Genomic DNA, 20,960 nt, shown 5'->3' on the forward strand with positions numbered 1-20,960 from the left:
CTTATTTTATGGAAAGGGATGAAACCAAATGGTTTCATCCCTTTCTTTTTACTATAAAAAATGGAGGGGATATTATGAAAGAATATAAAAGAATTTTGTTACCGTTACAGAAAGAAAAAATATTAGTAATAGCAGCAGTATGCAGTGGGATTTTTGCAGCTATTTTAAATCTATCCCGTCCGCTATTCATGGGACTAATTGTAGATAACCTAATTCAACGAGAGCTGAAGGGAGCGTATTTTTACATTACTTTGTTTACAGTTAGCCGCTTGTTGATGTGGGTGAACAATCTTTCATTTGATTATGTAAGCTCAAAAGCAAGTCAACGAATATTGCAAAAGAAGCGTATAGATGTATTGCGCCATTTTTTCTTATTACCATTTGAAGAGAGTGAGAAAATCAAACAAGGAGAGTTAGAAACGTTAGTTGTGTCTGATATTCCAAACTGGGTCAGATTATATGGTTCTATATTAATAGAATATATACATGCCATTGCACAATTTATAGGTGCGTTCATAGCACTACAACATATAGATATACAGTTTATATTGTGGGTAACTCCGTTTTTATTTTTAAGTGCAACGGTTCCGATATTGATGGGGAAAAAGGTAAGAAATATTGCAAGTATTGCTCAAAACAATCAGTCAACTGTTGTAGAGATGGTGTCACAGTTTGTAAAAGGAGTACAAGATTTGCGTAGTTTACAAAAAGAAAAATGGGCCATTCGCTTATTTAAGAGAGTAACAGCACAATCTTATAAAACAGAAGTAAAGAAGACGATGATGCAACATTGCATTGGGGTAGTTGGAACGGTGATGGAAACAGGAGCATATATCGTTGTTCTCATTGTAGGTGTGCAAAAAATAATGAAGGGGGAAATAGAAGTTGGTTCACTTGTTGCAGTGTTAGCGACAATTGAAATGCTCTTTTTCCCTGTCCGTTATGTGGGCGATTTATTAATGATGACACAAGTTGCAATTGCTTCGGCAAATAGAGTTTTTTCCTTTTTAGATAAACGAGTGGCAAATAGTAATGTAGAAAGAGCGATGGGGATGACATTAACAAATGTTTCATTTCAGGAGAATGATGAAGAGAAATGCAGAATTTATAATATTGATTTGCAAATTAAACCTGGTGAACTCATTATGATTGTAGGAGAAAGTGGTGCAGGAAAAACAACGCTTTTAAAATTAATGGCAGGCTTGTATAAACCATCTAACGGTAGCGTTGCTTATTATGGAAATGAGGCTCGATTGACTACAGTGTGGCAAGAACCACGTTTTTTTCGGACGACAGTAAAAGAGAATATGTATTTCGGTGAAGAGTATATAGAACACCAGTTAGAAAAAAATATTGAACTTGTAAATGGAACATCAATTATTAGGGACTTGCCTGAAGGGATTCAAACTGTATTACATAAAAGTGGTGAAGAGTTTTCGGGAGGAGAAAGGAAACGTCTTGCATTACTGCGAGCAATTGTTTCAAATCCAAATCTTATTATTTTAGATGAACCGACTGCCGGATTAGATCCGAGCAATCAAGAAATTGTTTGGAATATGATAGAAGGGCTGGGAGGCGAGGTCACGAGAATTGTGGCTACGCATGATGTAGAGAAAGTAATACTAGCAGATCGCGTTGTCATCATGAAAGAAGGAAGTATTGTAGCATGTGGAAGTCCTGAAAAATTAATAAATAGTCATTCATTTTTTAAGAGATGTGAATAAAGATAAGAGCAATGCTCTAATCTTTATTCACCGTCATTTAGTTAATACTCGATAGATTCGGAGTGATTTAGATCAACGTTAAAAGTAGCAGTCATAAGGAAAGTGGCAATTCCAAGAATTAAGAAAAGGACGAATGAGACTAGAGAAACGTAGAGACAAATACGCCCTACTTTCTTTTTTTCAAGATCGTTACTAAAGAGTGAAATGATCCATGTAATAATACCGATTGGGTATAAAAGAAAACTAAGAATATATAATGTTATTTTTTCGAATGAATTCATAAAAAATCCCCCTTTTGTTGAAGTTTATATAACTACGAAAGTAAAAAGGTGAATAGGTCCATAAGAAAATAAACAACACTGCATTTATTTTTCTAATTATATGATAAAAAGGAAAAAAATGCACTTTAAATAAGAATATTCTAATTATTTCGACTGTGAATATTTCCAAGCTTGTCCGTATAAGCTAAAATAAGGTATATAGTATTTGAGTGATTAAGTTATAAGAAGATAAATACGTTAGGGTGATATAAAATGTGGAGGAAGCTTACGATTATTGTAGTGTTACTTTGTTTAGCGGGATATGCAGCTTATGAACAGTTTGGTAAAAACGATCAGGTAGTGCAAGGGGAGCAAACAAAAAGTGAAGCTGCTATGAAAGAAATGATTGCAAGTAATGGTATTGAAATAGGGAAGAGTGCGCCAGACTTTGAATTAACGAAGTTAGATGGAACGAATGTAAAGTTATCAGATTTAAAAGGAAAGAAAGCGATTTTAAACTTTTGGGCAACGTGGTGTGGGCCTTGTCAGCAAGAAATGCCAGATATGGAGGCTTTCTATAAAGAACATAAAGAAAATGTAGAAATTTTAGCAATAAATTATACGCCTTCAGAAAAAGGCGGGGGGATAGAAAAGGTAAGTAATTTTGCTAAGGAAAAAGGAATTACTTTTCCTATTTTATTGGATAAGAACATTGATGTAACAACAGCGTATAAAGTCATTACGATCCCAACTTCGTATTTTATAGATACAAAAGGTGTCATTCAAGATAAGTTTATTGGGCCGATGACGCAAAAAGAGATGGAGAAACGGATTGCCAAATTAAAATAACAGTGAAAAGGTAGAGATGAAATATAATCATTTCTGCCTTTTCTTTTTCACGTAGTGATAACTGCATGGTATGATAAAAGAAATATAAACGTTGAAAGATAAAGGAGTGTATTTGGAGTGGGGAATATATCCTTACCGTTAGATTATGTTGTAATTGACTTTGAAACAACAGGATTTAATCCTTATAATGATAAGATCATTCAAGTGGCAGCAGTGAAATATCGTAATCATGAACTAGTAGATCAATTTGTTTCCTATGTGAATCCGGAGCGTCCAATTCCGGACCGAATAACGAGTTTAACAGGTATTACAAATTATCGTGTTTCGGATGCACCGACGATTGAAGAAGTGTTACCTTTATTTTTAGCATTTTTACATACAAATGTAATTGTCGCTCATAATGCATCTTTTGATATGCGCTTTTTGAAAAGTAATGTGAATATGCTTGGTTTACCGGAACCACAAAATAAAGTGATTGATACTGTGTTTCTAGCAAAGAAATATATGAAGCACGCGCCTAATCATAAACTTGAAACGTTAAAGCGAATGCTTGGAATTCGTTTAAGTTCTCATAATGCATTTGATGATTGTATTACTTGTGCAGCAGTTTATCAAAAATGTGCCTTTATTGAAGAAGAGGCGAAAAGGAAATCGAATACAGAAGTACTTGATGAAACAGCAGTATATGAAGCGGTAAAAGAGATACTTGTACGAAATAAACGTGATATTGAATGGATTCGTTGCATGAATGTAGGAAGCTATTTAGATATAAAAGCTTTTTATCCAGTTATGAGATTAAAGGTAAAAGGGCGAAAGAAATACGTATTAACAGACATATTAGAAGATGATGTGAAAGAAATATGTACGAGTTTAGCCTGTGAACCGGCGTTAAAAAGTGAAGTTGGTAACACGAGAATTATGCTTAATAGCTTAGAGGACGTCCTGAAATTAGAAAGTTATATTTTAGAACAGTATGATTTTGTATTGCAAGCGCTGCATGATTATAAACAAAGTGAAATGAATGCAGATGAAAAACTAAAAGAATATTTGAATATTATGGTGTAAAAAACTCCGTGTACATTTTACTGTACACGGAGTTTTTTTAGGAGTACTAAAACATAAAATTTTCTTGCAAATCTGATTAAATAGTTTTTCCTTTGCTCATACTATGTAATAAGAAAGCGAAGGAGAGAGGGGGAACAGCATGAGAAGAAGTCGCCGTAAATCGTTTGACGAGCTTGTGAAAGAAAATAAACAACAATTATTAAGCGATCGCGATGCAATCGATCGCATTGAAGAGCGTATTGAAAAACGTTATGAAATGAAACTTTTTAAGCAAGCTGAATAATTCTTAACACTAGTACGATACTACTGTTAAGGAGGCGATAGTAATGGGTAATCCGAAAAAGAATTCAAAAGACTTTGCACCGAATCATATTGGAACACAATCAAAAAAAGCTGGTGGCAATAAAGGAAAGCAAATGCAAGACCAAACGGGCAAACAACCGATTGTTGATAACGGTTAAAGAAAAGGAGAATATTGTATTCTCCTTTTTTATGTATAAATTTGAGGGAAGATAGGTAATTTAAGATGGTGTGTATATACAATATTAGGAGGAAAGTACATGCCAAATCCAGATAATCGAAGTGATAACGCTGAAAAGTTACAAGAAATGGTGCAAAATACAATTGATAACTTTAATGAAGCAAAAGAAACAGCGGAGCTTTCTAATGAAAAAGACCGTTCTGCTATTGAAGCAAAAAATCAAAGGCGTTTAGAAAGTATTGACTCATTAAAAAGTGAAATCAAAGATGAATCTTAACAGAATGTACAAAAAGGGCTGACTTTTGTCAGCCCTTTTTCGTAATTGTAAAGTTTTCAACGAGTAAACGCCAATTTTGTGGAAATGGCAAGCCAATCTTCCAATAACTAATACCGCCAATGCCTTGTTCTTTCATTAAATTGAATTTACTTTGAATAGATCTCGCATCTTCAAACCAAACTTCGTGTTGTACACCGTTTTCGTCAAAGTAATTGAAATGTGGAGCTTGAGCTGTGAAATCATAGCGGATAGGAACATTGTATTTACGAGCAAGTGCAACAGCTGCAACAGAGCTAACTGCTTTTGCTGGTGGGTTTCCTTGTTTGAACGGAAGTTTCCAATCGAATCCGTATAAATTTTGCCCCATCATAATTTTTTGAGGAGGCATTTGAGATTTTGCGTATTGAAGTACTTCTTTTACAGGACCGATAGGAGAAATAGCCATCGGTGGTCCGCCTTGCCAACCCCAGTCATATGTCATAATGACGACGAAATCAACAATTTGTCCTTGTGCTTTATAATCGTGAGCTTCGAAAAATTTTCCCTTTTGATTGGAACTTGTTTTCGGTACAAGCGTTGTACTTAATGTGTATCCGTTAGGTAAGCGTGTTTTCACATTTCGTAAAAAACGATTATACGCTTCGCGATCTTCGGGTGCAACACTCTCAAAATCGAAATGAATATCTCGCATACCGTACTTCTCAGCAGTTTGCAAAATATTTGTAATAAATTTGTTTTGGATTGTTGCGTCCCGTAAAATAACTGATGTCAGATCGGCACTGAAATTTCCATTTTCAATATTTGTAATAACGAGCATAGGAATGGTGTTGCCTTGCGTTGCAATATTAGCAATTTTAGCTGTTTCAGTTGGTTCTTTTAACGTACCATCTCTTTTTGCCTCGAAGCTGAAGTAAGCTAAGTATGTTAAAAATGGATTAATAGCACGTGTAGCATTAACTAAACTTTCTTTAATAGGTATAGTGGAAGGTTGTAAATAAGCGATGGATTCTACTGCACGTTTCGTCCCTTTCGGTATATATAATTGCTGTCCAACGTGGAGAATGGATTTTAAAGATAAGTTATTCACTTTAGCTAAACTAGCGAGAGGAACGTTATATGTTTGAGAGATTCGATATAGGCTATCGCCAGGCTGTACATAATAATTATTCCCTTTCGTATTCACGATCAGAGCCTGACCAACAACGAGTGTTTCAGCTGGATTTAATCCATTGTCTTTTACTATCTCGTCAGGTGTTGATCCATATTTTGATGCCAAGCTATATACGCTATCACCGCTACGAACCGTTACAATTTGAATCATATGCTTGCTCCTTTCGGTAAAAGATTCACTGTTTTTATTTTATTTTTGATTCCGCTGTATTATGATTAAATGTATGCAAGGTAGCAGAAGTGAAAGAAGGCGAATATATATGTTTGTAGCAGAACATGAAGTTGAAATCCGTTATGCGGAAACAGATCAAATGGGTGTTGTTTACCATTCAAACTATTTAGTGTGGCTTGAATTAGGTCGCACGAAACTTATACAAGATTTAGGGTTTTCATATGTTGAAATGGAGAAAGAAGGAATTATTTCTCCTGTGTTAGATTTGCAAATTTCTTATCGTAAAGCAATGCGTTACGGGGAAAAAGCAATTGTAAAAACGTGGGTTGATACAGTGAGCCCGCTTCGCGTTGTATATGGATATGAAATATATAATGGTGAAGGTGAACTTTGTATTACGGCAAGTACGACAAATATTTGTGCGAAAAAAGAAGGGTTCAGGCCCGTATCATTTAAAAAGTTCTATCCAGAGTGGTATGCGAAATATGAGGAAATTAAGAAAAAATAAAAAAGCGTGGCGGAAGCCACGTTTTTTTATTTTTCATAATTAAATTGCGGGAAATCATCACCGTCGTTAAATGTAACAGATAAATTATGTCCATCGAAGAACCATTCATCATCGCTTTCAATAAAGAAGTTAATACCTTCTTCTTGAATTTGAACAGCAGGATGTGCAGGATCATCTTTACGAATACCTAAAGAAAGTCCTTTTTGCACAGTACTACAACCGCCATATTGTACGAAAAGGCGCAGTGTTTCACCCGATTGTAAGTTTAATTCGTTTTTATACCATTGTGCTGCTTCTTTTGTTACGGAAAGATTCATGTATAGTTCCTCCAAATTATGTTGCTTTTTCTTTAGTATAAAAAATAACGCAAAAAGACGCTATTAATATGCTTCACGTTTTCTTTTTGCGTTATGTGGGTTACGATCTTATTTTTGCTTTTTTGAAAAGTTTGCTTTCGGTTCAGTTTTATTTATAATTCGTCCAATATTTGCACGGTGTTTATAAATAACCATACCTGCTAATAAACACATCGCAATAATGAAGATTTTATCCCCGCTAACAATTGATGCGATAACGGCAACGACAGCTGTTACCATAGAAGAAAGTGATACGTATCTTGTTGTAAATAAAAGGCTGAAAAAGACAACAGCTAAAATTGCAAAAACAACTGGTGAGTAGCATAATAGCACGCCAGCAGAAGTTGCAACTGCTTTACCACCACGGAATTTCGCGAAAATCGGATACACATGTCCAAGAACAGCTGCTAATCCGAACCATAGTGGATGAATGTCTAACGCGAAAATAATCGGTAGACTCGTTGCTAATGTACCTTTTAAAATGTCAGCAATTGTAACGATAAAACCTGCTTTTTTCCCTAGTGTGCGGAATGTATTGGTTCCGCCTAAATTACCGCTTCCGTGCTCACGAATGTCAATTCCATAACCAATCTTTCCAACGACTAGTGCAAATGGAATCGAGCCAAGTAAGTAGGCAACGATAAATAAAAGATATGTAGTAACCATAAGTTCAGTCTCCTTTATTCAAATGTGTTGATAAAGGGTAAAAAGAGTTTTTCCCGTATATTGTACCATACATTTGTAAAGAGCACATTTCTTTTTTGTAAATGAAAAATTCATTATTTCGTGCAAAAAATTTCACAGGAATGTTACATTTCTCACAGAAACACTAAGACTATATGTAGTAACATTTTAATCAAAAGACAACAACATATTGGTGGAGGGTTATAAATGTTACAAAAAAATACACGTGGAGAAGAATTAATGAGAGTATTTGAGACAATAGTCCACGGCAATGAACAAGATTTAATGCAAGAAAATGCAAATGTAGACGGCCGCTCTCCGATGGGAGTAATGGGAACGTTCGCATCTGAGAGTGCGAAATATTACGCTGTTGAAAATTTATTGTCAGATTCAGTGAAAAAAGCGATAAATGAAAATATATTATATCCGCATGACTTAGATTTTTATGCGACTGGAACGACAACTTGTTCGCAAATTCCGTTAGCGCAAATGCTTGCGAACGGTTTTCATACCGGACATGGACATATGAGACAACCGCAAGACATTAAAAGTGCATTAGCTCTTTCATCTATTATTTTTCAAGCGAATCAAAATATGCAGCACGGTGGTCAATCGTTTGCACTCTTTGATGTTGATTTAGCTCCATATGTGAGAAAAACAGTAGAGAGACATAAGAAACGATTACAGTCATATCCGCTTACGAAAGAACAAATAGAAGAATTTGCGTGGAAAGAAACAGAAAATGATACGTATCAGGCGTGTGAAGCTTTTATTCATAATTCAAATAGTATGCATAGTAGGGGCGGGGGACAAGTACCGTTTATTTCTATTAATTATGGAACAGACACATCGAAAGAAGGAAGACTTTTAATTAAACAACTTTTAAAAGCGACACAAGCTGGTCTTGGTAAAGGGGAAACACCAATTTTTCCTATTCAAATTTTTAAAATGAAAAAAGGTGTGAATTTTGAAGAAAGTGATCCGAACTATGATTTATTTGAATTAGCGTTAGAGACAACGGCTGAACGATTATTCCCTAACTTTTCATTTTTAGATGCGCCATTTAATGCTGTGCATTATGATGGAAGACCGGAAAGTGAAGTATGTTACATGGGATGTCGTACTCGTGTTATGTCGAACGTACATGGAGAAGAAACGGCGATTGGAAGAGGGAATTTATCATTTACATCTATTAATTTAGTGAAATTAGCGTTAATTAGTGGTTCAAAAGAAGCGTTTTTTGAAGCGTTAAATTATTATTTAGATGTAGGAATCCAGCAATTATTAGAGAGATTTGAGTATCAATGTACGAAACGAGCAAGAGATTTTCGATTTTTATATTCACAAGGTGTATGGCGCGGTGGAGAAAAGTTACAGCCTGAAGATTCTGTAGCATCGATTTTAAAGCAAGGGACGTTAAGTCTTGGTTTTATCGGTCTTGCGGAGTGTTTAGTAGCTTTAACAGGAAAGCATCACGGAGAAGATGAAGAATCATGGAAACTCGGATATGAAATTATTTCCTTTATGAGAGATAGAATGGATAAAGCGACAGAAGAACATGAACTGAATTTCTCAGTCATTGCAACTCCTGCAGAAGGGTTATCAGGGAAGTTTGTGAAAAAGGATAGGGAAGAATTTGGCGTGATTAGCGGTATAACTAATCATAATTACTATACGAATTCATTCCATATTCCAGTTTATTATAACATGCAAGCGATAAATAAAATTCGTTTAGAAGGCCCGTTCCACGCTCTATGTAACGGGGGACATATTACGTATATTGAACTAGATGGAGCAGCAATGCATAACAAGAAGGCATTAAAACAAATTGTACAAGCGATGGCAGAGAATGGCGTTGGATACGGTTCAATTAATCACCCTGTTGACCGTTGTAAGTGCTGTAGTTATCACGGAGTTATTGGAAATGGATGTCCGAGCTGCGGAAATGAAGATGAGGCTAACATAGAAAGAATTCGCCGTATAACAGGTTATCTTGTAGGAGATATGTCGAAGTGGAATAGTGCGAAACGTAGTGAAGAGATGGATCGGGTGAAGCATAAATGAAAGTGATGAACATCATTCATGATAGTGTAGTAGATGGAGAAGGGTTGCGGACAGTCGTGTTTTTTGCGGGCTGTCCGCATCGTTGTTTCGGTTGCCATAATCCAAAATCGTGGAATATTTGTAATGGAACTGAAATGACAGTAGAAGAAATTGTGAAAGAGATTGCAAGTAATCCATTAACTGATGTAACATTTTCAGGTGGAGATCCATTTTTTCAAGCTGCTGAAGTGAAACAAGTAGCAAGAGCAGTGAAAGATTTGAAAAAAAATTTATGGATGTATACAGGTTATACGTTAGAAGAGATACAGAGTTCTCAAAATAATGATATGATAGAGTTGTTACATTATGGGGATGTTTTAGTCGATGGAAGATTTGAAATCGAGAAAAAAGATTTAACACTTCCATTTCGCGGAAGCTCCAATCAACGTATTATTCGATTGAAAGAGTAAAAAGGCGGGATAGATTATATGAATAAAACAGTATTACTTGTTGAAGATGAAAGAAGATTACGTGAAATTGTTAGCGATTATTTTCGCAATGAAGGCTTTGAAGTAATCGAAGCAGAAGACGGAAAAAAAGCGCTAGAATTATTTGCAGAGCATGAAATTGATTTAATTATGTTAGATATTATGTTACCAGAAATAGATGGATGGTCTGTTTGTAGACGAATTAGAAAAGAATCAGCAGTACCAATTATTATGCTAACAGCACGTTCGGATGAGGATGATACATTACTAGGGTTCGAATTAGGTGCAGATGAGTATGTAACGAAACCTTTCAGCCCGAAAGTGTTAGTAGCTCGCGCGAAGACGTTACTGAAACGTGCGGATGGCGTGGTAGGGGTAGCAGAAGAAAATGCTATGTCTTTAGCTGGAATAGAAGTGAATCGTCTATCTAGAACTGTTTTAGTAGATGGAGAAGAAATTATTTTGACACATAAAGAATTTGAACTTCTCGTTTATTTAATGGAGAACAAAGGAATTGTGTTGTCACGTCAACATTTATTAGATCAGTTATGGGGATATGACTATTACGGCGATGACCGAACGGTTGATACTCATATTAAAAAACTACGAAATAAGCTAGGAGATAAAGCGAAGCATATCGGTACGGTTATTCGTGTTGGTTATAAATTTGAAGAATAACGCGGAACGTATTGTGCGCTTCACTCTAGGAAAATAACAATTTTATATCCTCTTTTGCAGGTAGAATGTACAAAAAATGCTTTTTTTGTCTACAATGTTAAATAAGCGTATTTTTTTAATTGGATTTCACGATGAGTTCACAAGAAGGACACAAAACGTGACTATACTGAAAATACGAATTCACCAGAGAGGGGAAGTAAACATGGGATATTACGACGGACCAAATTTAAATGAAGAGCATAGTGAAACGAGAGAAGTGAGAAAATCGGGCAGTAAAAAAGGCTATTTTTTCACAGGTTTAGTCGGAGCTGTAGTTGGGGCTGTTTCAATTAGTTTTGCAGCACCATATATGCCATGGGCTCAAAATAATGGAGCGGCGGTATCATCATTTAGTTCAGATTCGAAAGTAGAAGGTACTGTAGTTCCTGTTGTCAATAAAGCAAAAAATGAGACTGATTTACCTGGGATGATTGAAGGCGCGAAAGATGTTGTTGTAGGTGTTATTAATATGCAACAAAGCATTGATCCATTTGCAATGCAACCGACAGGTCAAGAACAACAAGCCGGTTCAGGGTCAGGTGTGATTTATAAAAAAGCAGGAAATAAAGCATATATTGTAACAAACAACCACGTAGTAGATGGAGCAAATAAACTTGCTGTAAAACTAAGTGATGGTAAAAAAGTAGATGCAAAGCTTGTAGGGAAAGACCCTTGGTTAGATTTAGCGGTTGTAGAAATTGATGGATCTAATGTAAATAAAGTTGCCACTTTAGGTGATTCAAGTAAAATCCGTGCGGGTGAAAAAGCAATTGCGATCGGTAACCCACTAGGGTTTGATGGAAGTGTAACGGAAGGTATAATCAGTAGTAAAGAACGTGAAATTCCAGTTGATATTGATGGGGACAAACGTCCAGATTGGCAAGCACAAGTTATTCAAACAGATGCAGCGATCAATCCAGGTAATAGTGGTGGTGCGTTATTTAACCAAAACGGTGAAATAATTGGGATTAATTCAAGTAAAATTGCACAACAAGAAGTTGAAGGAATTGGATTTGCTATTCCAATTAATATCGCAAAGCCAGTTATTGAATCACTTGAAAAAGACGGAGTAGTGAAACGTCCAGCCCTTGGAGTAGGTGTTGTTTCATTAGAAGATGTGCAAGCTTATGCAGTAAATCAATTGAAAGTACCGAAAGACGTAACAAACGGCGTTGTATTAGGTAAAATTTACCCAATATCACCGGCCGAAAAAGCTGGTTTAGAGCAATATGATATTGTAGTAGCATTAGATAATCAAAAAGTAGAGAATGCTCTTCAATTCCGTAAATATTTATATGAAAAGAAAAAAGTAGGCGAGAAAGTGGAAGTTACATTCTATCGTAACGGTCAAAAAATGACGAAAACAGCTACTTTAGCAGATAACTCAGCTACAAAGAATCAATAATCGGAATAAAAGAAAGTCTCTTTCATATTGAAAGAGACTTTCTTTATCGGCTATACTAAAGGAATAGGAGGGATTAATTATGATGATTGAAAACCCAACTCGTACGGAAATTGGTGAAGTATTAAAGAAAAGCAAAACAATTGCGGTTGTTGGATTATCAGATAAGCCAGAACGTACATCGTATATGGTGTCAAAAGCAATGCAAGATGCTGGGTATCGCATTATTCCAGTAAACCCAACAGTAGATGAAGTGCTTGGAGAAAAGGCAGTTGCTTCACTAAAAGATATTAAGGAACATGTTGACATTGTAAATGTATTCCGCCGTTCAGAATTTTTAATGGATGTTGCAAAAGAATTTGTGGAGATTGATGCAGATGTTTTTTGGGCACAATTAGGAGTACAAGATGAAGATACATATCAACTTTTAAAAGAAAAAGACTATACTGTAATAATGGATCGTTGCATAAAAGTAGAACATGCAATGACAAAATAGTATAGATTGTAAAGTTAGAAAGATTGCTTCAGCCCTTATTATAGATAAGTAGGGCCGATGAACGAGGTGTTCATCATGAGATTTTTTAAAGGCTGTTTTTGGGGATTGTTACTTGTAATCCCGTTTTGGATCTTGATCATTTGGATCATAATAAAGGTTTGGAATATGTAATCTTGGCATACATATCCATTTCTCGTTGACAAACGATTATTTTTCTGAAATAGTAGCCTAGAGGAATCCTTGTGAAAAAACAAGGATTTTTCTATTGAAAATGGTATATAAAAGAGATAAGATAACTTGCCAAAACTATAGTCGAGGCGTTATTCTATAATAGAAACATATGTTCTGATTTTGGATTAGGAAAGGGGCAAGGAGTTTGGCGAAGCATCAGTTCCAATATAATGAAGATGCGATTCAAGTGTTAGAAGGACTTGAAGCCGTTCGAAAACGCCCGGGTATGTATATCGGGAGCACGGACAGCCGTGGATTGCATCATTTAGTATACGAAATAGTAGATAACTCCGTTGATGAAGCGTTAGCGGGATTTGGCGACGAAATTTCTGTCGTAATACATAAAGATAATAGTATTAGCGTTATTGATAAAGGGCGAGGAATGCCTACGGGAATGCATAAACTTGGGAAACCGACACCTGAAGTTATTTTAACTGTACTTCATGCAGGCGGTAAGTTTGGTCAAGGTGGCTATAAAACAAGCGGTGGTTTACACGGTGTTGGGGCATCAGTTGTAAACGCCTTATCAGAATGGTTAGTCGTAACGATTAAGCGTGACGGAAATATTTATGAACAACGCTTTGAAAATGGTGGTGTTCCTGTAACGACGCTTGAAAAAATCGGAAAGACGAAAGAATCTGGTACGACAATGCATTTTAAACCAGATACAACAATTTTCAGTACAACAAATTATAACTATGAAACTTTATGTGAAAGATTACGCGAATCTGCATTTTTATTAAAAGGGATGAAAATCTCAATAAAAGATGAACGAAATGATTTAGAAGATGTGTTTCATTATGAAACAGGAATTGAAGCTTTCGTTTCATACTTAAACGAAGAGAAAGATTCGATTCATCCAGTTGTATATTTCTCTGGTGAACAAAATGGAATTGAGGCAGAGCTAGCATTTCAATTTAACGATGGCTACTCAGAAAATATTCTATCGTTTGTAAATAACGTACGTACAAAAGATGGTGGAACACATGAAGCTGGATTTAAGACAGCAATGACGCGTGTGTTTAATGAGTATGCTCGTAAAGTTTCGCTATTAAAAGAAAAAGATAAAAACTTAGAAGGTACAGATATTCGTGAAGGTGTAGCGGCTATTGTTTCTGTACGTGTACCAGAAGAAGTACTTCAGTTTGAAGGACAAACGAAGGGGAAACTAGGTACAAGTGAAGCTCGTTCTTCAATTGATGCCATTGTATCAGAGCATTTAGCTTACTTTTTAGAAGAAAACCCGGACGTAGCTACACTTCTTGTGAGAAAAGCAATTAAAGCAGCACAAGCACGTGAAGCCGCTCGTAAAGCGAGAGAAGAAGCACGTACTGGTAAAAAGAAAAAGAAATCAGAAGGTACATTAAGTGGTAAATTAACACCCGCACAATCACGTAATCCGCAGAAAAATGAACTGTACCTAGTAGAGGGTGACTCTGCCGGTGGTTCTGCGAAACAAGGACGAGATCGACGTTTCCAAGCGGTATTACCATTACGTGGTAAAGTAATTAATACAGAAAAAGCAAAGCTTGCTGATATCTTTAAAAATGAAGAGATTAATACAATCATTTATGCAATTGGCGGCGGTGTAGGCAATGAATTCGATGTGGAAGATATTAACTACGATAAAGTTGTCATTATGACCGATGCTGATACAGACGGGGCGCATATTCAAGTATTGTTATTAACATTCTTCTACAGATATATGAAACCACTTATCGAAGCTGGTAAAGTGTTTATCGCACTTCCTCCTTTATACAAAGTAAGTAAAGGAAAAGGAAAAAGTGAAGTAATTGAATACGCATGGTCAGATGATGAATTAGATGAAGTAACGAAAAAAGTTGGAAAAGGTTACATGTTACAGCGTTATAAAGGACTTGGCGAAATGAATGCGGATCAATTATGGGAAACAACGATGAATCCTGAAACGCGTACATTAATTCGCGTGAAAATTGATGATGCAGCGAGGGCAGAGCGCCGCGTTACAACATTAATGGGTGATAAAGTAGAACCGCGTCGTAAATGGATTGAGCGCAATGTACAGTTTGGTATGCAAGAAGAAGGAAATATTTTAGAAAATGAAATGATTATGGAGACGGAGGTGGAATAACATGCAAGCAGAGAAGTTTCATGACCTCCCGCTTGAAGACGTGTTAGGTGATCGCTTTGCACGTTATAGTAAATATATTATTCAAGATCGCGCGCTTCCAGATGCGCGTGACGGTTTAAAGCCGGTACAAAGACGTATTTTATATTCTATGTATGTAGAAGGAAACGTGCACGATAAAGCATTCCGTAAGTCAGCTAAAACAGTCGGTAACGTTATTGGTAATTATCATCCGCATGGCGATTCCTCTGTATATGAGGCGATGGTACGTTTAAGCCAAACTTGGAAAGTACGTAATGTTTTAGTTGAGATGCATGGTAATAACGGTAGTGTTGACGGGGATCCAGCAGCAGCAATGCGTTATACGGAAGCCCGATTATCACCAATTGCATCTGAGTTATTACGTGATCTTGATAAAGAAACAGTAGAATTCGTATCCAATTTTGATGATACGAGTGAAGAACCGGTTGTTTTACCAGCAGCGTTCCCGAACTTATTAGTGAATGGATCTACAGGGATTTCCGCTGGTTATGCAACAGAAATTCCTCCGCATCATCTTGGAGAAGTTATTGACGCTACAATGATGCGTATTGATAAACCGAATAGTACTGTTGATGATTTATTAACAGTTATGAAAGGACCTGATTTCCCAACAGGTGGTATTATTCAAGGGATTGACGGTATTAAAAAGGCGTATGAAACAGGTAAAGGTAAAATTATTATTCGCGGGAAAGCAGAAGTTGAAACGGTTCGTGGTGGGAAACAGCAAATCGTAATTACTGAAATTCCATACGAAGTAAATAAAGCAAACCTTGTTAAGAAAATGGATGAGTTACGCCTAGATAAAAAATTAGATGGCATTGCTGAAGTGCGTGATGAGACAGATCGTACAGGTCTTCGTATTGTCGTAGAATTAAAAAAAGAAGCAAATTCTGAAGGTATTTTAAATTATTTATATAAAAATACAGATTTGCAAATACCATATAACTTTAATATGGTAGCGATTAATAATCGTCGTCCAACGCTTATGACATTACCGAAAATTTTAGATGCATATATTGGGCATCAAAAAGAAGTTGTTACGAGACGTTCACAATATGAATTAAGAAAAGCAGAAAATCGTCAACATATTGTAGAAGGTTTAAAGAAAGCATTATCGATTTTAGACCAAGTTATTGAAACGATTCGAGCTTCAAAAGATAAGCGTAATGCAAAAGATAATTTAAGTGCGAAATTTGGATTTACAGAAGCGCAAGCGGAAGCAATTGTATCCTTGCAATTATATCGTTTAACGAATACAGATATTACAGCACTACAACAAGAGGCAGATGAGCTTAATAAGAAAATTATTGAGCTACAGGCAATTTTACAAAGTGAAAAAAGATTACTTCAAGTAATTAAAACAGATTTAAAGAGAGTTAAGAAAACATATAGTGATGATCGACGCGCGATTATTGAAGATCAAATCGAGGAAATTAAAATCGATGTAGAAGTGATGATCCCACAAGAAGATGTCATCGTTACTGTAACGAAAGAAGGATATGTGAAACGTACTGGATGGCGCTCACATAATGCCTCAAACGGCAAAGACTTCGGTATGAAAGAGGGTGACATCTTACTTGAACGATTCGATACGAATACGACAGAGACAGTCCTCTTATTTACGAATAAAGGAAACTATATATATTTGCCAGTATACGAAATGCCAGATATTCGTTGGAAAGATTTAGGTCAGCACGTTGCTAATATCGTTTCACTCGACCGGGATGAAACCATTATTTGGGCAACTGTCGTACCGAACTTTGAGGAAGAAAAGCGATTTATCGTATTTGTAACAAAGAATGGTATGATTAAGAAGACAGAATTAAACCAATATAAAGTACAGCGTTACTCAAGAGCGTTCGTTGCTGTAAACTTGAAAAAAGATGATGAAGTTGTTGATATATTTGCGACAGATGGAACGAGTGATATCGTTCTTGCTACACACGGTGCATATGCACTTATTTTCCATGAAGATGAAGTAAGTCCAGTCGGTGTAAGAGCCGCTGGTGTGAAAGCAATTAATTTAAAAGAAGATGACTATGTTGCTGCTGGTAAGCCATTAAATGGTGACAAAGATCAACTTATTCTCGTAACGCAGCGTGGTGCTGTAAAACGCCTAAAAGCATCAGAAATTGAGAAATCAACGAGGGCGAAGCGAGGTCTTGTTATTTTCAAAGAGTTAAAACGTAATCCATACCGCATTGTCGGTATTGAAATCGTTAGAGACGATGAACTAGTTTACATGAAGACAGAGAAACATATCGTAGAAGAAATTGATCCGAAAGCGTATCGAAATAAGGACAGGTATAGTAACGGTAGTTTAGTACTAGATGTTAATGATACTGGTGAAGTTATTGAAACGTGGACGAAAAAACGCCCGGAATAAAAAAAGCATCTTGCCATGAATAATGGCAAGATGCTTTTTTCTAGGCAATTTATTATGTGAATAATAATAATCTTGTTATAATAATTGAATGAAATCGTTCTCATGAAGTGAAACTTAAATGAGTGGGGGTCTAACTGCCCACAAATAGCGGGATAAATGGAGGGGCAGCAACATGAAAAAAATAGGTGTAGGGATTGTAGGGTTTGGATTTTCTAGCACAACATTTCACATCCCATTATTACAAACGATAGAAGAATACGATATTCGTACCATATTATCTTCAAAAGAAGAGGTAGTAAAAGAAATATTACCGAGTGCTAACGTCGTTAGTACAATTGATGAATTGGTGAAGCGAGCTGATATTGACTTAGTCGTCATTACTTCACCAAATACAACTCATTTTCCATATGTAAAAGAAGCAATATTAAACGGTAAGCATGTTGTTGTAGAAAAACCATTTGTTGTTTCAATTGAAGAAGGGGAAGAGCTTATTTCATTAGCAAAGAAACATAATGTGGTATTAAGTGTATATCATAATCGCCGTTTTGATAATGATTTCTTAACAATTAAGAAATTATTAGAAGAAAATAGAATAGGGAATCTATACGCATATGAAGCGCATTTTGATCGTTTCCGTCCACATGTACGTGATCGCTGGAGAGAAAAGAACTTACCAGGATCAGGAATATTATATGATTTAGGATCGCATTTAATTGACCAAGCATTATCATTATTTGGGAAACCAGACGCGATACGTGCAGATATAATCAAACAACGCCCAGGTGCAGAGGTGGATGATTATTTCCACATAGTACTTTATTACGGAGTTAAACGTGTCATTTTACGTAGTAGCAGTTATGTGAAAAAGGCAGGTCCACACTTTACAATGCATGGAGATAAAGGTTCTATCGTGAAATACGGTATGGATTCACAGGAAGAACAATTAAAAAATGGAATGAAGCCAGGCGATAACGGTTACGGAGTAGACATTGAAGAGAATTTTGCTACTCTAGAAACAGAAGAAGAGTCAGTACGTATTCCAACAGAAGTTGGCTGTTATGACATGTACTATAAAGGTGTAAGAGATAGTATTATAAGTGGTGAGAAATTACCTGTAACAGCGCAAGAAGGTTTAGAAGTAATTAAGCTGATTCAATTAGCGGTTGAAAGTAGTGAAACGGGTAGAGTTATCACTGTAAAATAAAAAGACACGAATTTCGTGTCTTTTTTATTAGGAATATGGCAAATTATTTAGTTTAATCGTTTATCATACATTAACTGGATTTGGATGCCGTAAGGATCTTCAATAATACCATATGCTTCACTAAATATATTTTTTTCTAGTGGAGAGATTACCTTCACATCTTTATCGGCAATTAAATTATTATAAAATCTTTGTATTTCTTCTAAATTAGCGCTTTGAATGCAAAGTGACATGTTATTTCCAATGTTATAACCTTCGTTAGGATTCATTGTATCTTCTGCTATCATTAGCTTTGTATTCCCAATTTGTAAAACAGAGTGAGCAATATGATCTTTATTTTCACTTGTAATTTTGAAAGAACTATCTCTTTTCGCCAGTTCTTCATACGTAACAACCATTAACTTTTTGGCTTCTAAATTACGTATATAAAAATGAATTGCCTCCTTTGCTTGCCCATTCATTGAAAGAAAAATAGCTATTTCTAATGTCATAAATTTATAACTCCTTTATTAGTTAATAATTATAATATAGACTAAAAAGGTTTCAATACATGACACCTTTCGAGGAGGGAAATATGAAAAAAACGGAACGAATAAATGATATGCTTATTTTCTTAAATAATAAAAGATATTTTAATTTAAAAGATTTAATGGTTAGATATGATATTTCTAAAAGTACCGCGTTGCGAGATATTCAATCATTAGAAGAAATAGGTGTACCAATATATTCTGAACTAGGCAGAAATGGAAGTTATAAAATTATAGAAAATAGTGTGTTGTCACCAATTTATTTTAGTGTGGATGAAATGTATGCATTATATTTTTCAATTCTTACATTAAATGGATACAAGACAAAACCATTCAATATAGAAAGTATTGCGCTTGAAAATAAATTTAAACATGTCTTACCTGATAATGTGCGTAAAAATATTGCAATTATGGAACGAACGCTTTCTTTTGAAGTAACAAATCATAGTAATTTTAGTCCGTTCTTAAAAGAAATTTTGCAGGGGATTTTTGCTGAGCGAGTTTATCATTTAACATATTTAAAAAAAGATGTGGAGAAAGCCTTGATTGCACAATTTATTCGAATAGAATCTAAATTTGGCCAGTGGTATGCTAAAATCTTTAATTTTGAGACAAATAATGTTCAAATAATTAGATGTGATAAAATTCTTTCTATTATGGAAACAAGTAATACGAAGCCAAAAAATCTTGAGGAATTATTAAATTATCTTGCTACTTTTCACAGAAAACCTGATGCAATTGATTTTATTGTCATTGTTAATCAAAGAGGAAAAGACATTTTTGATAAAGAGAATTATCCTTCCATGAGGATACAAAAAGAAAATGAACATTATATTATAACAGGCTATTTCAATAAACAAGAAGTTGATTTTATCTCGAACTATTTTCTGAATTTCGGTGAAACGATTATCTCAATTCAGCCTGTTATGCTAAAAGAGTTAATCTATAATAAGGTGTTATCTATAAAGCAGCATTTCACTTCTTTAAGGTAAAGTTAGTTTTAGCCATTTATTTGACATGAAAAAGCCCTTGAGATTTAAATATCAAAGGGCTTTTTGTTGATTTTATTTGTTCTTTAGATACAATTATTTTTCTGGGACGGACAGTCCATAAAAGAACATCGTAACGATATCTTGTATATGTTTTTCACGATCTCTTTCAAGAAGTTGTGCTCCGAAATCATCCCCTAATTTAGTAAACATTTGAATGTAAAGTAACATCATTTCTTTAGTAAGGTGGGGATTAATTTCATTTTTTTGCTGTGCTTGTTCTAATATTTCTAAATACCAAGGCAAAATTTTTTCGTTTTGATAACTATAAATAAACTTTCGGAGCTCTTCATCTCTTTGCATCATTTGTAGTAACATATCCGGCTGAAATAACCCACCAGTATTCATTTTTCTTACAATCATTTTTTGCATCATATCATGAAAAGGTAATTTTTCCGCTGCAAGATCTTTATAATATTGAAATTCAGATATAATAAATTCTTGTATAAGCTCTCGAAATAACGCATCTTTACTTCCGAAATGATTATAAATGGTTACTTGAGAAACGTTTGCTTCTTTTGCAATATGTTCTATTTTCACTTCATTAAATCCGCGTTCTGAAAATAATAAGAAGGCTGCCTCTTTAATAGCACGTTTTTTCTTTTCTTTCACTTTTTCAAAGCCGTTCAATGCAATCACCTCAATTAAAATATACAAGAAAAAATAATGAAAAACAATAATATTTGAAATATAGACATATAAATATTTCAAAAAGTTGTTGC

The 20,960-nt window shown here is 35.2% G+C and carries 22 protein-coding genes; 16 read left to right on the forward strand and 6 right to left on the reverse strand.

Annotated elements, in window-relative coordinates; translation table 11 throughout:
* The first annotated feature begins 8 nt into the window (after positions 1-8).
* Complete coding sequence (locus tag LMD38_RS09030) at positions 9-1,724, forward strand: ABC transporter ATP-binding protein (RefSeq protein ID WP_002028147.1); 1,716 nt, start codon at positions 9-11, stop codon at positions 1,722-1,724.
* Positions 1,725-1,765: 41 nt separating this feature from the next.
* On the opposite strand, the gene LMD38_RS09035 is transcribed toward LMD38_RS09030, so the two are convergent.
* Positions 1,766-2,005 (reverse strand): hypothetical protein, encoded by a 240-nt coding sequence (locus LMD38_RS09035; RefSeq protein WP_001083878.1) that lies wholly within the window; start codon positions 2,003-2,005, stop codon positions 1,766-1,768.
* A 252-nt stretch (positions 2,006-2,257) separates the two neighbouring features.
* On the opposite strand from LMD38_RS09035, the gene LMD38_RS09040 reads away from it, so the two are divergent.
* From LMD38_RS09040 to tlp, 5 genes are all read left to right on the forward strand, one after another.
* Complete coding sequence (locus LMD38_RS09040) at positions 2,258-2,833, forward strand: TlpA family protein disulfide reductase (RefSeq protein WP_000269070.1); 576 nt, start codon at positions 2,258-2,260, stop codon at positions 2,831-2,833.
* A 117-nt stretch (positions 2,834-2,950) separates the two neighbouring features.
* The gene (locus LMD38_RS09045) at positions 2,951-3,898 is read left to right on the forward strand and encodes a 3'-5' exonuclease (RefSeq protein ID WP_000526908.1); all 948 of its coding nucleotides are present in this window, start codon (positions 2,951-2,953) and stop codon (positions 3,896-3,898) included.
* A 139-nt stretch (positions 3,899-4,037) separates the two neighbouring features.
* Positions 4,038-4,181: an FbpB family small basic protein gene (locus LMD38_RS09050; RefSeq protein WP_001254697.1), complete on the forward strand. Its 144-nt coding sequence runs from the start codon at positions 4,038-4,040 to the stop codon at positions 4,179-4,181.
* A gap of 43 nt (positions 4,182-4,224) precedes the next feature.
* Positions 4,225-4,359 (forward strand): acid-soluble spore protein SspN, encoded by a 135-nt coding sequence (gene sspN, locus LMD38_RS09055; RefSeq protein ID WP_000527987.1) that lies wholly within the window; start codon positions 4,225-4,227, stop codon positions 4,357-4,359.
* Between the two features lie 99 nt (positions 4,360-4,458).
* Positions 4,459-4,656: a small acid-soluble spore protein Tlp gene (gene tlp / locus LMD38_RS09060; protein WP_001133509.1), complete on the forward strand. Its 198-nt coding sequence runs from the start codon at positions 4,459-4,461 to the stop codon at positions 4,654-4,656.
* Between the two features lie 28 nt (positions 4,657-4,684).
* Here the strand turns inward: tlp and LMD38_RS09065 are convergent, their stop codons facing one another.
* Complete coding sequence (locus LMD38_RS09065) at positions 4,685-5,977, reverse strand: glycoside hydrolase family 18 protein (protein ID WP_000614837.1); 1,293 nt, start codon at positions 5,975-5,977, stop codon at positions 4,685-4,687.
* A 109-nt stretch (positions 5,978-6,086) separates the two neighbouring features.
* Here LMD38_RS09065 and LMD38_RS09070 point away from each other — a divergent pair, with 109 nt between their 5' ends.
* Entirely contained in the window at positions 6,087-6,506 is a 420-nt protein-coding gene (locus LMD38_RS09070; protein ID WP_000495815.1) for an acyl-CoA thioesterase, read from the forward strand.
* A gap of 26 nt (positions 6,507-6,532) precedes the next feature.
* Here the strand turns inward: LMD38_RS09070 and LMD38_RS09075 are convergent, their stop codons facing one another.
* On the reverse strand, positions 6,533-6,823 hold the full coding sequence (locus LMD38_RS09075) for a HesB/YadR/YfhF family protein (RefSeq protein ID WP_001054446.1): 291 nt from the start codon (positions 6,821-6,823) through the stop codon (positions 6,533-6,535).
* Positions 6,824-6,931: 108 nt separating this feature from the next.
* Positions 6,932-7,528, reverse strand: a complete 597-nt coding sequence (plsY, locus tag LMD38_RS09080; RefSeq protein WP_000258965.1) for a glycerol-3-phosphate 1-O-acyltransferase PlsY — start codon at positions 7,526-7,528, stop codon at positions 6,932-6,934.
* 225 nt (positions 7,529-7,753) lie between these two features.
* On the opposite strand from plsY, the gene LMD38_RS09085 reads away from it, so the two are divergent.
* The 8 genes from LMD38_RS09085 to LMD38_RS09120 all read left to right on the forward strand — a co-directional run bounded on the left by LMD38_RS09085 (position 7,754) and on the right by LMD38_RS09120 (position 18,662).
* Positions 7,754-9,610, forward strand: coding sequence for an anaerobic ribonucleoside triphosphate reductase (locus LMD38_RS09085; RefSeq protein WP_062821460.1), 1,857 nt, complete (start codon positions 7,754-7,756; stop codon positions 9,608-9,610).
* A complete protein-coding gene (nrdG, locus tag LMD38_RS09090) occupies positions 9,607-10,059 on the forward strand; it encodes an anaerobic ribonucleoside-triphosphate reductase activating protein (protein WP_000867064.1) in 453 nt (150 codons plus the stop codon). The genes LMD38_RS09085 and nrdG overlap by 4 nt, the downstream gene beginning before the upstream one ends.
* 18 nt (positions 10,060-10,077) lie before the next feature.
* On the forward strand, positions 10,078-10,755 hold the full coding sequence (locus tag LMD38_RS09095) for a response regulator transcription factor (protein WP_001044683.1): 678 nt from the start codon (positions 10,078-10,080) through the stop codon (positions 10,753-10,755).
* Positions 10,756-10,957: 202 nt separating this feature from the next.
* Entirely contained in the window at positions 10,958-12,199 is a 1,242-nt protein-coding gene (locus tag LMD38_RS09100; protein WP_000542636.1) for a S1C family serine protease, read from the forward strand.
* 79 nt (positions 12,200-12,278) lie between these two features.
* Positions 12,279-12,692 carry a CoA-binding protein gene (locus LMD38_RS09105; protein WP_000972424.1) on the forward strand — a complete coding sequence of 138 codons (414 nt, stop codon included), beginning with the start codon at positions 12,279-12,281 and terminating at the stop codon, positions 12,690-12,692.
* A gap of 376 nt (positions 12,693-13,068) precedes the next feature.
* Positions 13,069-15,033 (forward strand): DNA topoisomerase IV subunit B, encoded by a 1,965-nt coding sequence (gene parE / locus LMD38_RS09110; protein WP_001062200.1) that lies wholly within the window; start codon positions 13,069-13,071, stop codon positions 15,031-15,033.
* Position 15,034: 1 nt separating this feature from the next.
* The gene (gene parC / locus LMD38_RS09115; RefSeq protein ID WP_001147473.1) at positions 15,035-17,458 is read left to right on the forward strand and encodes a DNA topoisomerase IV subunit A; all 2,424 of its coding nucleotides are present in this window, start codon (positions 15,035-15,037) and stop codon (positions 17,456-17,458) included.
* 172 nt (positions 17,459-17,630) lie between these two features.
* Complete coding sequence (locus LMD38_RS09120) at positions 17,631-18,662, forward strand: oxidoreductase (RefSeq protein WP_062821459.1); 1,032 nt, start codon at positions 17,631-17,633, stop codon at positions 18,660-18,662.
* Between the two features lie 47 nt (positions 18,663-18,709).
* Here the strand turns inward: LMD38_RS09120 and LMD38_RS09125 are convergent, their stop codons facing one another.
* Complete coding sequence (locus tag LMD38_RS09125) at positions 18,710-19,153, reverse strand: VOC family protein (protein ID WP_016718218.1); 444 nt, start codon at positions 19,151-19,153, stop codon at positions 18,710-18,712.
* A 59-nt stretch (positions 19,154-19,212) separates the two neighbouring features.
* Here LMD38_RS09125 and LMD38_RS09130 point away from each other — a divergent pair, with 59 nt between their 5' ends.
* The gene (locus LMD38_RS09130) at positions 19,213-20,181 is read left to right on the forward strand and encodes a helix-turn-helix transcriptional regulator (protein ID WP_062821458.1); all 969 of its coding nucleotides are present in this window, start codon (positions 19,213-19,215) and stop codon (positions 20,179-20,181) included.
* A 93-nt stretch (positions 20,182-20,274) separates the two neighbouring features.
* Here the strand turns inward: LMD38_RS09130 and LMD38_RS09135 are convergent, their stop codons facing one another.
* On the reverse strand, positions 20,275-20,895 hold the full coding sequence (locus tag LMD38_RS09135; RefSeq protein ID WP_116733341.1) for a TetR/AcrR family transcriptional regulator: 621 nt from the start codon (positions 20,893-20,895) through the stop codon (positions 20,275-20,277).
* Positions 20,896-20,960: the final 65 nt, after the last annotated feature.

The organism is Bacillus pacificus (assembly GCF_020861345.1).
GTDB lineage: Bacteria > Bacillota > Bacilli > Bacillales > Bacillaceae_G > Bacillus_A > Bacillus_A pacificus.

Coding starts and splice junctions, on each gene's coding strand:
- LMD38_RS09065 (WP_000614837.1), bottom strand. CDS start 5,977: ATGATTCAAATTGTAACGGTTCGTAGCGGTGATAGCGTATATAGCTTG.
- parC (WP_001147473.1), top strand. CDS start 15,035: ATGCAAGCAGAGAAGTTTCATGACCTCCCGCTTGAAGACGTGTTAGGT.
- LMD38_RS09100 (WP_000542636.1), top strand. CDS start 10,958: ATGGGATATTACGACGGACCAAATTTAAATGAAGAGCATAGTGAAACG.
- LMD38_RS09085 (WP_062821460.1), top strand. CDS start 7,754: ATGTTACAAAAAAATACACGTGGAGAAGAATTAATGAGAGTATTTGAG.
- LMD38_RS09070 (WP_000495815.1), top strand. CDS start 6,087: ATGTTTGTAGCAGAACATGAAGTTGAAATCCGTTATGCGGAAACAGAT.
- sspN (WP_000527987.1), top strand. CDS start 4,225: ATGGGTAATCCGAAAAAGAATTCAAAAGACTTTGCACCGAATCATATT.
- LMD38_RS09095 (WP_001044683.1), top strand. CDS start 10,078: ATGAATAAAACAGTATTACTTGTTGAAGATGAAAGAAGATTACGTGAA.
- LMD38_RS09120 (WP_062821459.1), top strand. CDS start 17,631: ATGAAAAAAATAGGTGTAGGGATTGTAGGGTTTGGATTTTCTAGCACA.
- LMD38_RS09130 (WP_062821458.1), top strand. CDS start 19,213: ATGACACCTTTCGAGGAGGGAAATATGAAAAAAACGGAACGAATAAAT.
- LMD38_RS09125 (WP_016718218.1), bottom strand. CDS start 19,153: ATGACATTAGAAATAGCTATTTTTCTTTCAATGAATGGGCAAGCAAAG.
- tlp (WP_001133509.1), top strand. CDS start 4,459: ATGCCAAATCCAGATAATCGAAGTGATAACGCTGAAAAGTTACAAGAA.
- plsY (WP_000258965.1), bottom strand. CDS start 7,528: ATGGTTACTACATATCTTTTATTTATCGTTGCCTACTTACTTGGCTCG.
- LMD38_RS09105 (WP_000972424.1), top strand. CDS start 12,279: ATGATGATTGAAAACCCAACTCGTACGGAAATTGGTGAAGTATTAAAG.
- LMD38_RS09050 (WP_001254697.1), top strand. CDS start 4,038: ATGAGAAGAAGTCGCCGTAAATCGTTTGACGAGCTTGTGAAAGAAAAT.
- nrdG (WP_000867064.1), top strand. CDS start 9,607: ATGAAAGTGATGAACATCATTCATGATAGTGTAGTAGATGGAGAAGGG.
- LMD38_RS09075 (WP_001054446.1), bottom strand. CDS start 6,823: ATGAATCTTTCCGTAACAAAAGAAGCAGCACAATGGTATAAAAACGAA.
- LMD38_RS09035 (WP_001083878.1), bottom strand. CDS start 2,005: ATGAATTCATTCGAAAAAATAACATTATATATTCTTAGTTTTCTTTTA.
- LMD38_RS09040 (WP_000269070.1), top strand. CDS start 2,258: ATGTGGAGGAAGCTTACGATTATTGTAGTGTTACTTTGTTTAGCGGGA.
- LMD38_RS09030 (WP_002028147.1), top strand. CDS start 9: ATGGAAAGGGATGAAACCAAATGGTTTCATCCCTTTCTTTTTACTATA.